Origin of the sequence: Streptomyces sp. NPDC048257 (genome assembly GCF_043201855.1) — a bacterium.
Classification (GTDB): domain Bacteria; phylum Actinomycetota; class Actinomycetes; order Streptomycetales; family Streptomycetaceae; genus Streptomyces.
In genome coordinates, this window is sequence record NZ_JBICZI010000022.1 from 19,115 (window position 1) to 34,040 (window position 14,926).

The 14,926-nt window shown below is 71.9% G+C and carries 11 protein-coding genes; 7 read left to right on the forward strand and 4 right to left on the reverse strand.

The window, feature by feature from the left end; genetic code table 11:
- The first annotated feature begins 161 nt into the window (after positions 1-161).
- The 4 genes from ACGFZK_RS29880 to ACGFZK_RS29895 all read left to right on the forward strand — a co-directional run bounded on the left by ACGFZK_RS29880 (position 162) and on the right by ACGFZK_RS29895 (position 6,067).
- On the forward strand, positions 162-1,943 hold the full coding sequence (locus ACGFZK_RS29880; protein WP_393851968.1) for an ATP-binding cassette domain-containing protein: 1,782 nt from the start codon (positions 162-164) through the stop codon (positions 1,941-1,943).
- Between the two features lie 191 nt (positions 1,944-2,134).
- Entirely contained in the window at positions 2,135-3,022 is an 888-nt protein-coding gene (locus ACGFZK_RS29885; RefSeq protein ID WP_393851969.1) for a FadR/GntR family transcriptional regulator, read from the forward strand.
- Between the two features lie 374 nt (positions 3,023-3,396).
- Entirely contained in the window at positions 3,397-4,983 is a 1,587-nt protein-coding gene (locus ACGFZK_RS29890; RefSeq protein WP_393851970.1) for an RNA polymerase sigma factor, read from the forward strand.
- A gap of 139 nt (positions 4,984-5,122) precedes the next feature.
- Positions 5,123-6,067, forward strand: a complete 945-nt coding sequence (locus ACGFZK_RS29895) for a serine protease (RefSeq protein WP_393851971.1) — start codon at positions 5,123-5,125, stop codon at positions 6,065-6,067.
- Positions 6,068-6,156: 89 nt separating this feature from the next.
- Here the strand turns inward: ACGFZK_RS29895 and ACGFZK_RS29900 are convergent, their stop codons facing one another.
- The gene (locus ACGFZK_RS29900; protein ID WP_030016583.1) at positions 6,157-6,390 is read right to left on the reverse strand and encodes a hypothetical protein; all 234 of its coding nucleotides are present in this window, start codon (positions 6,388-6,390) and stop codon (positions 6,157-6,159) included.
- 449 nt (positions 6,391-6,839) lie between these two features.
- Here ACGFZK_RS29900 and ACGFZK_RS29905 point away from each other — a divergent pair, with 449 nt between their 5' ends.
- From ACGFZK_RS29905 to ACGFZK_RS29915, 3 genes are all read left to right on the forward strand, one after another.
- Positions 6,840-8,960: a type IIA DNA topoisomerase subunit B gene (locus ACGFZK_RS29905; RefSeq protein WP_393851972.1), complete on the forward strand. Its 2,121-nt coding sequence runs from the start codon at positions 6,840-6,842 to the stop codon at positions 8,958-8,960.
- A gap of 175 nt (positions 8,961-9,135) precedes the next feature.
- A complete protein-coding gene (locus tag ACGFZK_RS29910; RefSeq protein WP_393851973.1) occupies positions 9,136-9,624 on the forward strand; it encodes a DUF485 domain-containing protein in 489 nt (162 codons plus the stop codon).
- The gene (locus tag ACGFZK_RS29915; protein ID WP_393851974.1) at positions 9,621-11,213 is read left to right on the forward strand and encodes a cation acetate symporter; all 1,593 of its coding nucleotides are present in this window, start codon (positions 9,621-9,623) and stop codon (positions 11,211-11,213) included. Before ACGFZK_RS29910 ends, ACGFZK_RS29915 begins: the two co-directional genes overlap by 4 nt.
- 6 nt (positions 11,214-11,219) lie before the next feature.
- Here ACGFZK_RS29915 and ACGFZK_RS29920 read toward each other — a convergent pair whose 3' ends face one another.
- From ACGFZK_RS29920 to ACGFZK_RS29930, 3 genes are all read right to left on the reverse strand, one after another.
- A complete protein-coding gene (locus ACGFZK_RS29920) occupies positions 11,220-11,921 on the reverse strand; it encodes a response regulator (protein WP_393851975.1) in 702 nt (233 codons plus the stop codon).
- Positions 11,918-13,519, reverse strand: a complete 1,602-nt coding sequence (locus ACGFZK_RS29925; protein WP_393851976.1) for an ATP-binding protein — start codon at positions 13,517-13,519, stop codon at positions 11,918-11,920. Before ACGFZK_RS29925 ends, ACGFZK_RS29920 begins: the two co-directional genes overlap by 4 nt.
- Before the next feature lie 140 nt (positions 13,520-13,659).
- Complete coding sequence (locus ACGFZK_RS29930; RefSeq protein ID WP_393851977.1) at positions 13,660-14,925, reverse strand: citrate/2-methylcitrate synthase; 1,266 nt, start codon at positions 14,923-14,925, stop codon at positions 13,660-13,662.
- Position 14,926: the final 1 nt, after the last annotated feature.

Below are 14,926 nucleotides of genomic sequence, written 5' to 3' on the forward strand. Positions count from 1 at the left end.
CACCGCGACACACGACGCGACGGCGAACGCGACGGCGAACGCGAACGCGACCGTATCGGCATTCCATCGGACCGGTTGCGTCGAAAATCGGACATATCGCAGTATCTTGCTTGGGGTACCCACCCTGCCGCTGAGCGGTCTCACCCCCCGCGAGAGAAGCGATGCTCCAGGCCATCGGACTCACCAGCAAGCCCCGCCACGACGCCCCGCCCCTCGTGGACGACCTCACCTTCGAGGCCCGCCCGGGGCATGTGACCGCCCTGCTCGGCGAGCCGGGATCGGGCAAGACCACCGCGCTGCGGCTCATGCTCGAACTCGAACCGGGCCGCGGCGTCACCTACTTCCGCGGCCGCGCGCTGCACCGGATCCCGCATCCCGGCCGTGAGGTCGGCGTGCTGCTCGGGGATGTGCCCGGCAACCCCGCACGGACCGTCCGCAACCAGCTGCGGATGCTCTGCGCCGCCGCCGGGGTGCCGGCCTCGCGGGCCGACACCATGCTGGAGGTCGTCGGCATCGCGGGCCTGCGGGACCAGCGGCTCGGCTCGTTGTCGCTCGGCATGGAACGCCGGGTCGCACTGGCCTCGGCGCTGCTCGCCGATCCGTGCACCCTGCTGCTCGACGAGCCCGGCGCCGGGCTCTCTCCCCGCGAACGCGGCTGGCTGCACGGACTGCTGCGCGGCCATGCCTCCCTCGGGGGAGCGGTGCTCTTCACGACCGATGACGCCAAGGAGGCCGCCCGCAGCGCCGACCGCGTCGTCAGCATCGGGGCGGGCCGGCTCGTCGCCGACCAGGACGCGGCCGAGTTCGCCCGTACCCGGCTGCGGCCACGGGTCGCCGTGCGCACCCCGCACGCGGCCCGGCTGGCCGACGTACTGGGCCGGGAGGCCCGGGCCGCCCAGCGCTCGGTGGAGATCGTTGCGGAGAGCGGCAGCCGCCTGTCGGTGTACGGCAGCAACTGCGCCGAGGTCGGCGAGGCGGCCTTCCGGCACGGCGTGCTGGTCCACCAGCTCGCCGACGAGACGGGCGACGCCGGCGCACCGACGACCCCCGTCCCGGCCGCCCGCAGCGGAGCCGAAATCCTGCCGGAGCCCGGCGCGGTCCCCGCCGAGCCCTCCGGCGAACACCCCCGCCAGGTACGTTCCGGCCGCCCGGCCTCGGCCGTGCGCCGCGTGGGCGGCCCGCTGCGGCCGTTGCGCTACGAGCTGCTCCGGGTCTTCGGGACCGCCACCCCCGTTCTCACCGCCGCCCTCGTCGTCGCCGTCTCCGTCCTCACCGCCCTGGTGCTGGCCCGGGCCGGACAGACCCCGCAGAACCGGCTGCTCGCCGCCTGGCCCGAGCTGCTGCCCCTGCCGCCCGCCGCCCTGGGCGCGGGACTGCTCGGCGCGCTGGCCTTCGGTGAGGAGTACCGCTACCCCGCACTCGCCGCCGACCGCGGCACCGTCCCCCGCCGGATGGGGCTGCTCGCCGCCAAGCTGGGCATCTGCGCCGCCCTCGCCCTGTTGCTGGGCGCCCTGACGGTGGCCGCCGATGCCGCCGCCCTCGCACTGGTCTTCGACAGCGGCCCGCTGCGCACCCCGGCGGAGTGGCTCTCCCCGGCCGCGAGCTGGGCCGGGCTGCTGATCGGCTGCGCCTGGGCCGGCGTACTGGCCTCCGGTGTCTTCCGGTCCGCCACCGCGGGACTGGCCGCGGTGCTCGCCGTCCCGGTGATGGTGGTCCCGCTGGTGCGCAAGGCGCTGGAGGGCTCGTCCGCGTATCCGTCGACCGGGCTCGGCTCCCGGTTGAGGGCCCTGACCTGGGGACAGTGGCCGCCGGAGGTCGATCGCCTGCTGGTGGGGGCCCTCCGGGTGATGGCCCAACCCGTCGGGACCGCGCTGGTGTTGTCGCTGATGGTCCTGTTGTGCGCCTATGGGTTCACCGGACTGCGCAGCCGGGTCCGTTGGTGATCGTTCGGGGGCGGGAGAAGTCGAGGTCGGGACCGTTGCGGTCCGTGTCACGTCAAACGGACCGCAACTCCCCGCAAAAGGCCCGGTTCTTTACGATAAGTCGTCAATTGAGTAGGTGGCACCGATCACCCTTTCGTGTGCTTTTCACCAAAGACCTCAAGGGTCATGGAGGCACGGCCGACAAAGGATTCGTGAGTACCCTTGCGCACACCATGATGACCGCCGCCCGCCACGCCGACTCCGGCCTCGCCGGCCCGGGCGATCTCGACCGCTACCCCTACGCGGAGACCCCCGGGTCCGACCGCGTCGGAGCACCCCACTGGGACGGTGCCGACGTCGAGTTGAGCCGAGTAGGCCGCCGCGCGGCAGGCAGCCGCGGACGCGGACTGCACGGCCAACTCGTCCAGCAGCTCGGCCAGATGATCGTCTCCGGCGACCTCGGCGCGGACCGCCCCCTGGTCCCCGAGGAGATCGGCCAGCGTTTCGAGGTCTCCCGGACGGTCGTCCGCGAATCCCTGCGGGTCCTCGAGGCCAAGGGCCTCGTCAGCGCCCGCCCCAACGTCGGTACCCGGGTCCGTCCCGTCGCCGACTGGAACCTGCTCGACCCCGACATCATCGAATGGCGCGCCTTCGGGCCCCAGCGCGACGACCAGCGCCGCGAGCTGGGTGAGCTCCGCTGGACCATCGAGCCGCTCGCCGCCCGCCTCGCAGCCGGCCACGGCCGGCCGGACATCCAGCAGCGCCTCGCCGACATGGTCGAGATCATGGGCCACGCCCTCGGCCAGGGGGACGCGCTCACCTTCGCGCGCGCCGACAACGAGTTCCACGCGCTCCTCATCCAGGTCGCCGGAAACCGCATGCTGGAGCACCTCTCCGGCATCGTCTCCGCCGCCCTCCAGGTCTCCGGCAGCCCGATCACCGCCTGCGACCGCCCGAGCGAGACCTGTGTCGCTCACCACGCGCGGATGGTCGAAGCCCTCGCCGCGGGTGACGCGCTGGGCGCCGAGAACGCGATGCGGCAGCTCCTGACGGTTCATCCGGAGGTCGAGCGCGTGGTCCCCGCCCCGCGCGAGCACTGACGGGCGGACGCGCGGGGGCGCGGGGGTTGCAGGACGTGTCGCCGGGCCCGGTCGGGTCCGGCGACACCGGCGTGAGGGCCTCTTTCGCGGCGGTGCGGACCTGGCGGAACGCCGGGCAGGACCCGATGACCGGCACCGGTTTCCACGGGATGTGATTCGGGCCACGAATATTGGGCGTAACGCTCTGCGAGGTCACGCGATGACTTAAGAGGTGATGGCCGACGGAGGGAAGACAGCAGCCCTTGGGGGTGCTGTGCAGCTCCCCGGCCCCTGCCCGCGCCGCCGGCCCATCCCCGGTCGGTGGTCGTCGGCTCCGGTCCAGCACCACCAGGCCCGGGGTCGGAAGCCGTTCCCATCGTTCCGAGAGGTTGTTCGTGTCGGCCAGCACATCCCGTACGCTCCCGCCGGAGATCGCCGATTCCGAGTCTGTGATGGCGCTCATCGAGCGGGGCAAGGCCGAGGGGCAGATCGCCGGCGATGACGTGCGTCGGGCCTTCGAGGCTGACCAGATTCCTGCGACCCAGTGGAAGAATGTTCTGCGCAGCCTCAACCAGATCCTCGAGGAAGAGGGTGTGACGCTGATGGTCAGTGCCGCGGAGTCGCCCAAGCGCGCCACCACCCGCAAGAGCGTCGCAGCCAAGAGCCCTGCCAAGCGGACGGCCACCGAGACCGTCAAGAAGACAACGGCCAGGACGACGGCGGCGCAGCCCGCGGCCCCCGCGGTCCCGGCCGCCGGGGCAGCGGATCCGGAGACCGCGGACGCCCTCGCGGGAGAGCCCGGAACGGAGCCCGCCGTCAAGAAGACGGCGGCGAAGAAGACAGCGGCCAAGAAGGCCGCACCCGCCAAGAAGACCGCCGCCAAGAAGACGGCGGCGAAGAAGACCGCCTCCAAGAAGGACGCGGACGAGGCCGGCGAGGACGAGACCCCGGACGAGGGTCCCGACGCTGCCAAGACCGAGACCGACGAAGAGGAGGAGGGCGGGGAGAACAAGGGCTTCGTCATCTCCGACGACGAGGACGACGCCCCCGCCCAGCAGGTCGTGGTGGCCGGCGCCACCGCCGACCCGGTCAAGGACTACCTCAAGCAGATCGGCAAGGTCCCCCTCCTCAACGCCGAGCAGGAGGTGGAGCTCGCCAAGCGCATCGAGGCGGGTCTGTTCGCCGAGGACAAGCTGGCGAACTCCGACAAGCTGGCGCCCAAGCTCAAGCGCGAGCTGGAGATCATCGCCGAGGACGGCCGCCGTGCGAAGAACCACCTGCTGGAGGCCAACCTCCGCCTCGTGGTCTCCCTCGCCAAGCGCTACACCGGCCGCGGCATGCTCTTCCTGGACCTGATCCAGGAGGGCAACCTGGGTCTGATCCGCGCGGTCGAGAAGTTCGACTACACCAAGGGCTACAAGTTCTCGACCTATGCCACGTGGTGGATCCGCCAGGCGATCACACGCGCCATGGCCGACCAGGCACGCACCATCCGCATCCCGGTGCACATGGTCGAGGTCATCAACAAGCTCGCCCGTGTCCAGCGCCAGATGCTCCAGGACCTGGGCCGCGAGCCCACCCCGGAGGAGCTGGCCAAGGAACTCGACATGACCCCCGAGAAGGTCATCGAGGTCCAGAAGTACGGCCGCGAGCCGATCTCCCTGCACACGCCGCTCGGCGAGGACGGCGACAGCGAGTTCGGTGACCTCATCGAGGACTCCGAGGCGGTCGTCCCGGCCGATGCGGTGAGCTTCACGCTGCTGCAGGAGCAGCTGCACTCGGTGCTGGACACCCTGAGCGAGCGCGAGGCGGGCGTGGTCTCGATGCGCTTCGGCCTCACGGACGGCCAGCCCAAGACCCTCGACGAGATCGGCAAGGTCTACGGGGTCACGCGCGAGCGGATCCGCCAGATCGAGTCGAAGACGATGTCGAAGCTCCGGCACCCGTCCCGCTCCCAGGTTCTGCGCGACTACCTGGACTGACCGGGCGGCTTCCCGCGGCGCCCCGGCGCCGTCGGGAGGCCGATGGGGACGACAGGGCGACGGTGGCCGCGCGGGTGCGCTCGGCCACCGGGCAACCCACTCTGGGTGGAGTCATGCACACTCGGAGTCAGGAGGCCTCATGCGTCGTCCCTTTGCCCGTGCTCTGGCGGGAGCGCTGACCCTGGCGGCGGGAGCGGCCGCGGCGCCGCTCGCCCAGATGCCGCAGGCGGCCGCGGACAGTGTGGTGATCGGCGGGAAGCCGGTGAAGGCGGCCGACAGCCCCTGGGTCGTGGCGCTCGCCAGCCGTGACCGGTTCGGGGGTACGCGGGGCGGGCAGTTCTGCGGGGGTGTCGTCGTGGCCCCCACCCGGGTCCTGACGGCGGCGCACTGCCTGGGCAGCCAGGTGCTGGGCGGCCCGGTCGAGTCCGTGGCCGACTTCCGGGTGATCGCAGGGCGTACGGAGCTCCGGGCGGCCGACGGCCGGGAGATCGCGGTGCGCGGGGCGCGGGTGAACCCGGCCTACGACCCGGTGAGCAATGCCGGTGACCTCGCCGTGCTGGAGCTGGCCGAGGCCCTGCCGGCGCGCCACGTGCTGCCCATGGCGGAGGCCGGGCACGCCGCCTACGGGGCGGGGACCGAGGCGGCCGTGTACGGCTGGGGCGACACGAGCGGATTCGGTGACTACGCGTACGCACTCCGTGCCGCCGGAGTGACGGTGCTGGCGGACGAGGTCTGCGCGCGCGCCTACCCCGGGGACGCGGACGGCCAGTACCGCGCGGAGTCCATGGTGTGCGCCGGGGACGGCGGGGGCGGCAAGGACGCGTGCCAGGGCGACAGCGGCGGGCCGCTGGTGGCCCAGGGGCGGCTCATCGGGCTGGTCTCGTGGGGGCGGGGCTGCGGGCGCGCCGACAGCCCGGGGGTGTACACGCGCATCGCCCCGTTGGTCGACTTCGTGCTGGCCCCGGAGACGGCCGCACAGCCCGAGAGGGTCCAGGATGTCCGGTGGGGGGCCGCAGGGCCTCCGAGCCGGTCACAGGGCCCGTACAGGGGCATCGCACGCTCTGGGCGTGGGTCCCGGACGTGAGGACGGGCGGCACCCCTGGGTCTCAGGGGTGCCGCCCGTCGACCGGCCTTGCCGGTCCTGGCTCGTCGGATGCGAGGTGCAGGCCTGTGTCAGCGGTCCTCGGGTTCGGCATTGGCAGCCGGAGCGGACGTGAGCCGCTCGGTCTCATCCTGTATTTCCGCGGCGATCTTCTTGAGTTCCGGCTCGAACTTGCGACCGTGGTGGGCGCAGAAGAGCAGTTCACCGCCGCTCAGCAGGACGACGCGCAGATATGCCTGGGCGCCGCAACGGTCGCATCGGTCAGCGGCCGTCAGCGGGGTCGCGGGTGTCAGAACAGTAGTCACGTCGCCTCTTCTCTAGCTCGACGAGCTGTCGTACCAGGGTCAACATCCAACCAGGCCGAAAACGTTCCCGCTCGCGGCTTTTCCTCGAAACTTCCTTCCGAAGCTGGCCGGCTGTTGCCGGTTGGCGGCGAAGGAGCCGTATTGCGTTGCTTTACGGTTTCGCGTTGTCAGTCGTGTGCTTGTTGCAGTTCCATCCTCCCCCGGCTGAGTGCCGGGGTTGTGCATGAGGACGTGCCCGAACACTAAATGGTTCATGCGCGGAAGGGAACGTGATGTTTCCCTTCACCCACGCGGGGGATCGAACATTCGTGCGGATCTGGACTAGGCTGAGGAACGCGCGAGGGTGGCGTTGCATCGGCTCTACCTGGCCTCGGTACCCTTCGAGCGGCACCCGAGCCACCCCTGCGCCCTACCGGGCCAGAAAAGAAATTCAGCGAGGAGCGAACTGCGTGACCGCCGACACGTCCGTGCCTTCCAGCGCGCTGCTGTCCGGAGCAGACCGGGACGGTTCCAACTACACCGCGCGGCACCTGCTCGTCCTCGAAGGGCTGGAGGCCGTCCGCAAGCGTCCCGGCATGTATATCGGCTCGACCGACAGCCGGGGCCTCATGCACTGCCTCTGGGAGATCATCGACAATTCCGTCGACGAGGCCCTGGGCGGCTACTGCGACCACATCGAGGTGATCCTCCACGAGGACGCCTCCGTCGAGGTCCGGGACAACGGCCGCGGCATCCCCGTGGACGTCGAGCCCAAGACGGGCCTGTCCGGCATCGAGGTCGTCATGACCAAGCTGCACGCCGGCGGCAAGTTCGGCGGCGGCTCGTACGCTGCCTCCGGCGGCCTGCACGGCGTCGGCGCCTCCGTGGTCAACGCCCTCTCCGCCCGCCTCGACGTCGAGGTGGACCGCAACAGCGCGACCCACGCCATCAGCTTCCGCCGCGGCGTCCCGGGCATGTTCACCGAGCAGGGTCCCGAGAGCCCCTTCGACCCCGCCAACGGCCTCCGCAAGGTCAAGCGGGTCGCCAAGGGCCGCACCGGCACCCGGGTCCGCTACTGGGCCGACCGCCAGATCTTCCTCAAGGACGCCCGGCTCAACCTGGAGACGCTCTACCAGCGCGCCCGCCAGACCGCCTTCCTCGTCCCCGGCCTGACCCTGGTCGTCCGCGACGAGCGGGGCATCGACGGGGCCGGCAAGACCGAGGAGACCTTCCGCTTCGACGGCGGCATCAGCGAATTCTGCGAGTACCTCGCCCAGGACAAGGCCGTCTGCGACGTCCAGCGCCTGAGCGGCACGGGCACCTTCAAGGAGACCGTCCCGGTCCTCGACGACCGCGGCCACATGACCCCCACCGAGGTCACCCGCGAGCTCGGCGTGGACATCGCCCTGCGCTGGGGCACCGGGTACGAGACCAACCTCAAGTCCTTCGTGAACATCATCGCCACCCCCAAGGGCGGCACCCACGTCTCCGGCTTCGAGCGCTCGGTCGCCAAGACCGTGAACGAGGTCCTGCGCTCGGCCAAGCTGCTGCGCGTCGCCGAGGACGACGTGGTCAAGGACGACGCGATGGAGGGCATGACGGCCGTCGTCACCGTCCGCCTCGCCGAGCCGCAGTTCGAGGGCCAGACCAAGGAGGTGCTCGGCACCTCCGCCGCCACCCGGATCGTCGCCGCCGTGGTCGCCAAGGAGCTCAAGGCCTTCCTGACCTCCACCAAGCGCGACGACAAGCAGCAGGCCCGCGCCGTGATGGAGAAGATCGTCGCGGCCGCCCGGACCAGGATCGCGGCCCGTCAGCACAAGGAGGCGCAGCGTCGCAAGACGGCGCTGGAGACCTCCTCGCTCCCCGCCAAGCTGGCCGACTGCCGCAGCGACGACGTGGACCGCAGCGAGCTCTTCATCGTCGAGGGCGACTCCGCCCTCGGCACCGCGAAGCTCGCCCGGAACTCGGAATTCCAGGCACTCCTGCCCATCCGCGGCAAGATCCTCAACGTTCAGAAGTCCTCGATCTCGGACATGCTCAAGAACGCCGAGTGCGGGGCGATCATCCAGGTCATAGGAGCCGGCTCGGGCCGGACCTTCGACATCGACGCCGCCCGGTACGGCAAGATCGTGCTGCTCGTCGACGCCGACGTCGACGGCGCGCACATCCGCTGCCTGCTGCTCACGCTCTTCCAGCGGTACATGCGGCCGATGGTCGAGGCGGGCCGGGTCTTCGCGGCCGTACCGCCGCTGCACCGGATCGAGCTGGTCCAGCCGAAGAAGGGCCAGGACAAGTACGTCTACACGTACTCGGACAACGAGCTGCGCCAGACCCTGCTGGAGTACCAGCGCAAGAACATCCGGTACAAGGACTCGATCCAGCGCTACAAGGGCCTCGGCGAGATGGACGCGGACCAGCTGGCGGAGACCACCATGGACCCCCGCTTCCGCACCCTGCGCCGGATCAACATCGGCGACCTGGACTCGGCCGAGCAGGTCTTCGACCTGCTCATGGGCAATGAGGTGGCCCCCCGCAAGGAGTTCATCACGAGCTCCGCCGCGACCCTGGACCGCTCGCGCATCGACGCCTGATCCGGGTGCTGCCGGCCCCCGGCGGCGGCTGACACCGAAGGCGCCACGGCATACCGGCGCTCTTCCCTCCATCACCTGTTGGAGTGAAGAGCGCCGGTACACCAGTCCGGAAAGCGCCCATTCCGCACATCCTTGTGGGTACGCGGCCAATGCGGCAGCGGACAAGGAGAGTTCGGTGGACAAGCACGAAGGTCGTGATACCGGAACGATTCGGCTGGACGACCCCTGGTACGACGCGTTGGCCGTCGGGTGGGGCGAGGGTGAGGAAACGTCCCAGCCGGCCCCGGTCCCCGGTGGCGGAGGTCCCGCGCCCGGCGCAGCCGACATCTACCTCGAAGTGCAGCGCAGCGCCGCCTTCCAGGAGGTCCGCAGCCGCTACCGCAGGTTCGTCGTCCCCGCCACCGCCGGGTTCTTCCTCTGGTACGTCGCCTACGTGGTCGCCGCCACCGCCGCGCCCGGCCTGATGGCCCGGCCCGTGGTCGGCGCGGTCAACGTGGCCATGCTGGCGGGGCTCGGCCAGTTCCTCAGCACCTTCCTGCTGACCTGGGCGTACGCCCGGCACGCGCGGCTGCGCCGGGACCGGGCCGCGCTCGACCTGCGCTGGACCGTCTTCGAGCAGGAGCGCGGCCAGGAGCGGACGCGGGCGAGGAGGGCCGGCCGGTGACCACCGAGCACCAGACCCTCGCGCTGATCCTGTTCAGCCTCTTCATCGCGGTGACCCTCGGCATCACCACCTGGGTCAGCCGCAACCGGCACGGGTCGGCCGAGGAGTTCTATGCGGGCGGGCGGTTGTTCTCCCCCCTGGAGAACGGTTTCGCCATCGCGGGCGACTACATGTCCGCAGCCTCCTTCCTCGGGATCTCCGGGCTGATCGCCCTCTTCGGCTACGACGGCCTCCTCTACTCGGTGGGCTTCCTCGTGGCCTGGCTCGTGGTGCTGTTCCTGGTCGCCGAACTGGTCCGCAACTGCGGGCGCTTCACCCTCGCCGACGTGGTCGCCGCGCGGATGAGCGAGCGGCCGGTGCGGATCGCGGCCGGCACGTCCTCGGTCGTCGTCTCCGTGCTCTACCTCATCGCGCAGATGGTCGGCGCGGGCAGTCTCGTCGGCCTGCTGCTCGGGAGTTCGGGCGCCGTCGCCCGGACCCTCACCGTGGTCGGGGTCGGGGCGCTGATGGTGGTCTACGTGTCCTTCGGCGGGATGCGGGCCACCACCTGGATCCAGATCGTGAAGGCCGTACTGCTGATGGGCGGGGCGATCACCCTGACCGTGCTCGTACTGCTGCGCTTCCACGGGAACTTCGACCAGTTGCTGACCAGCGCCGCCGACCGCAGCGGGCACGGGCGGGCGTTCCTGAGCCCGGGCCTGAAGTACGGCGGGGACTGGACCGCACGCATCGACTTCATGAGCCTCGGACTCGCGCTTGTCCTCGGGACCGCCGGGCTGCCGCACATCCTGTCGCGCTTCTACACCGTGCCCACCGCGCGGGCGGCCCGCCGCTCGGTGGTGTGGGCGATCGCGCTGATCGGCGGCTTCTACCTGATGACCATCGTGCTCGGCTTCGGGGCGGCCGCGCTGGTCGGCCCGGACGAGGTCCGGGCCTCCAACGCCTCCGGGAACACGGCCGTTCCGCTGCTGGCGGCCTTCCTCGGCGGGGGCGCGGGCTCCACCGGCGGAGCGGTGCTGTTCGCCTTCGTCGCCGCCATCGCCTTCGCCACCATCCTGGCCGTGGTGGCCGGCATCACCCTGGCCTCCTCGGCCTCCGTGGCACACGACCTGTACGCCTCCCTCAAGCGCCGGCACGCGCGCCAGCGCAGCGAGGTCGCGGTGGCCCGGGTCGCCGCGGTGGGCATCGGGGCGGTCGCGATCGCCCTCGGGCTGCTCGCCCAGAACCTCAACGTGGCGTTCCTGGTGGGGCTGGCCTTCGCGGTGGCGGCCTCGGCCAATCTGCCGGTGCTGCTCTACTCGCTCTTCTGGCGCGGTTTCACCACGCGCGGGGCCGTCTGGTCCGTGTACGGCGGGCTGATTCCGGCGGTGCTGCTCGTGCTGGTCTCGCCGGTGGTGTCGGGCAGCCCGGAGTCGCTCTTCCCCGGAGTGGACTTCCAGTACTTCCCGCTCCAGAACCCGGGGATCGTCTCGATCCCGCTGGGCTTCCTGGCGGGCTGGCTGGGCACGGTCACCTCGGGCGAGGAACCGGACGAGGCGAAGCACGCGGAGACGGAGGTCCGCTCCCTGACCGGGGCCGGAGCAGTCTGAAAGGCGTCAGGCCGGCCCTTCCGAGGGGAGCCAGGTGTAGCGGTGCTCGGGACGGCCGGTCTCGCCGTAGCGCAGGGCGAGGCTGACACGGGCGGTGCGTTCGAGGAGCTTGACGTAGCGCTGGGCGGTCTGGCGGCTGATGCCCGCGCGGTCGGCGATCTGCTGGGTGGACAAAGGGCCTTCGGCGGACCGCAGGACCTGGCGGACCAGTTCCGCGGTGGTGACGGAGTGGCCCTTGGGGAGCTCGTTCGCGGATCCCGCGGCGGCGAGGGCTCCGAAGATCCGGTCCACCTCGGCCTGTTCGGCCTCGCCACCCGTGTCCAGGGTGCGGCGCAGGGCCCCGTACGCCTCCAGCCGGGTGCGCAGCCCTCCGAAGGTGAAGGGTTTCACCAGGTACTTCAGGGCGCCGAGGCGCATGGCGGCCTGAACGGTGGCGAGGTCGCGGGCGGCCGTGACCATGATCACGTCGGTGCGGTGGCCGAGCTGGCGAAGTCGGCGCACCAGGTCCAGGCCGTTTTCGTCGGGAAGGTAGTGGTCCAAGAGGACGAGGTCCACCGGATGCGTGGTCAGGAACTCCAGGGCCTCGGCCGCGGAATGGGCCTGCGCCGTCACCCGGAAACCGGGAACCTTCCCGACGTACGCCGCGTTGATCCGGGCAACACGCATGTCGTCGTCGACGACCAATACGTGAATCGGGGTCTCGTTCATCGCAGGGCCTCCGGGAGTACGACGGAGAATTCCGCCCCTCCGTCCGCTGCTTCACCGGCCCGGGCTGTGCCGCCCTGCCGCTCCGCGAGGCGGCGTACGAGGGCGAGGCCCAGCCCGCGCTCGCGGTGGGCCCTGGGCTGCTTGGTCGACCAGCCCTCGGTGAAGATCTCCTCGCGGCGCGCGGCAGGAACCCCGGGGCCGCTGTCGCGCACCCGCAGCACGGCGGTGCGGCCCTCGGCGCGCAGCTCCACCTCGACCAGGGGCGCGGCCGAACCGGCCGCCGCGTCCAGGGCGTTGTCCACGAGGTTGCCGAGGATCGTGACGAGGCCGCCCGGGTCCACCACGCGGTCGGGCAGGAGCGTGGTCCCGGCCAGTCGCAGGGGAACGCCGCGTTCGGTGGCGACGGTCGCCTTGCCCACCAATAGGGCGGCCAGTAGAGGGTCGTGGACCTTCTCGGTGACCTGTTCCGCCGTCGTGCGGTGCACCCCGGCGACCTCGGTCACGAACTCCACCGCCTCCTCGTGCAGGCCCAGCTCCAGGAGGCCGAGGAGGGTGTGGAGACGGTTGGCGTGCTCGTGGTCCTGAGCGCGCAGGGCATCGATCAGGCCCCGCGTGGAGTCGAGCTCGCGGCCCAGGTGCTCCAGCTCGGTGCGGTCGCGCAAGGTGGCGACGGCGCCGCCGTCCTCGGTGGGCATGCGGTTGGCCACCAGCACCCGGGGGCCCTGGACGGTGAGCAGGTCGCGGCCGGTGACGCGACCCGACAGGACGTCCGCGGTGCGGCCCGCGCCGAGTACGTCGTCCAGCGGGCGCCCCGGGAAGCTGCCGGTGGCGTCCGGGGCGAGGCCCAGCAGGCGGGCGGCCTCGTCGTTGACCAGCCGGACCCGGCCGTCGGGGGCGAGGGCGATCACGCCTTCGCGGATGGAGTGCAGCATGGCCTCGCGTTCGGCGAGCAGGCCGGCGATGTCGGAGAAGGCCAGATCGCGGGTCTGCCGCTGGATCCTGCGGGAGAGCAGGTAGGCGGCGAAGGCTCCCGCCGCGAGGGCGCCGCCCGCGTACGCGAGCAGGCCGGGGATGGCGCCGAGCAGCCGGTCGCGGACGCTGTCGTAGGCGATGCCGACCGAGACGGCGCCGACGATCTCGCCGTCGGCGGCCAGGAGCGGGACCTTTCCGCGGGCGGAGCGGCCGAGGGTGCCGTCGTCGATCTCCATGACCTCGCGCCCCGCCAGGGCATCGCTCGGGTCGGTGGAGACGGGCAGCCCGATGCGGTCGGCGCTCGGGTGTGAGCGGCGGATGCCGTCCAGGTCCAGCACCACCACGTATTCGGCGCCGGTGGCCCGGCGGATCCGCTCGGCCGAGGCCTGTACGGGGCCGTCGGCCGAGGCCCCGGAGTCCAGGAGTCCGGCGGCCAGCGAGGGGTCGGCCGCGGCGCTCTGCGCGATGGCCAGGGCGCGCCGCATGGCCTGGTCGTCGAGCTGGGCGCTCAGCGGCGCCAGGAACAGTCCGGTCGCCAGTACGACGACCCCCGCGGCGATGGCCAGCTGGGTCAGGAGGATCTGGGAGACGGCCCGTCTGGGCAGCCCGAGGCGCCGAGCGCTCATGAGGGGGAACCGCATGGGCAGCAACGGTAGGTCGGCCCCGGCACGAGCGGAATGCCTACGGCCGGCTTGTCGGGTTCCCCACTCCCGTCATGCCCGGACCGTGTTCGACCCCTCACCGCGGGTCGAGCGGGTCCGCACCGTCACGGCGTGGGCATGGGCATGGGCACGGGCATGGGCATCGGCTGCGGTGGGCGGGGGCCGTGGTACTGCCCGCTCGGTCGCATGCGCAGCGGCCGCTCCTGGTACTCCTCCAGGGCGTGCGCCATCCAGCCGGCCGTACGGGCCACCGCGAAGACCGTCTCCCCGGCCTCGGCCGGCATCCCGCACGAGACCGTCAGCACGGCCAGCGCGAGGTCCACATTGGCGTGCAGCCCGCCCTGCCGGGCCATCACCGCGGCCACCTCGCGGGCCGCTGCCAGCGCCGGACCGGCCTGCTCCAGCCGTTCCAGCCGGGCGAAGAGCGCCCGCGCACGGGGGTCCTCGCCCTCGTAGAGCCGGTGGCCGAGCCCCGGGACCCGGCGCCCCGCCCGCAGGTACTCCGCCACCACCGGCGCGGCCCCGCCCTGTTCCAGCACCTCCACCAGCATCCGGTGCGCGAGCCGCCCGGCCGCGCCGTGCAGCGGGCCCTCCAGGGCGCCGAGGCCGGCGGACACCGCCGCGTACGGATGGGCCCGTGCCGACGCGGCCACCCGTACGGCCAGGGTCGAGGCCGCCAGGTCGTGGTCGACCAGCAGTGCCAGCGCCAGGTCCAGCACGGCCAGCGCGTCCGGGTCCGGCTCCCGCGCCGTCAGCCGCGACCACAGCTGCCGGGCGATCCGGCCGTCTCCGGCCCACTGTTCCGGGCCCGCCGCGGGCAGGGCGCCGACCAGCGTGGGGATCAGAACGCGCGCGGAGCCCAGTACCGCCTCCTCGGACAGGTCGAAGCGCAGCGGATTCGCCACGGCAGCCGCGGCGACCGCCACCCGCAACCGGTCGATGGGGCCGCCGTGTTCCGGCAGCGCGGCGACCGCCCGCCGGGCCGCCGTCAGGGCCTGCGGGGGAGCGGTGAAGCGTGTCCCCGGCCTCACGGCACCCGTCCAGAGCCACTCGGCGACCTCCTCGTAGCGGTACCGGGAGGCCAGCTCCACGGCGTCCACACCGCGGAAGTAGTACCGGTCGGGCTCGATGAGGGTGAGCGCCGTGCGGACGGAGAGCTCCCCGGCGGGAGCCGCCGCCTCGCGCCGGCTCCGCCGGGCCAGCGCCTCCACCTCGGCGGCGTCGAAGCTGCTGCCCCGCCCGGCCGGATCGCGGCGGCTGGTGAGCTGGCCCCGGCTGACGTACGCGTACACCGTCGCCGGTTTCACCCCGAGTGCGCGGGCCGCCTCCTGCGTGCTGAGCCTGCGCCCGCCGTCCGTCTGCTCGCTCATG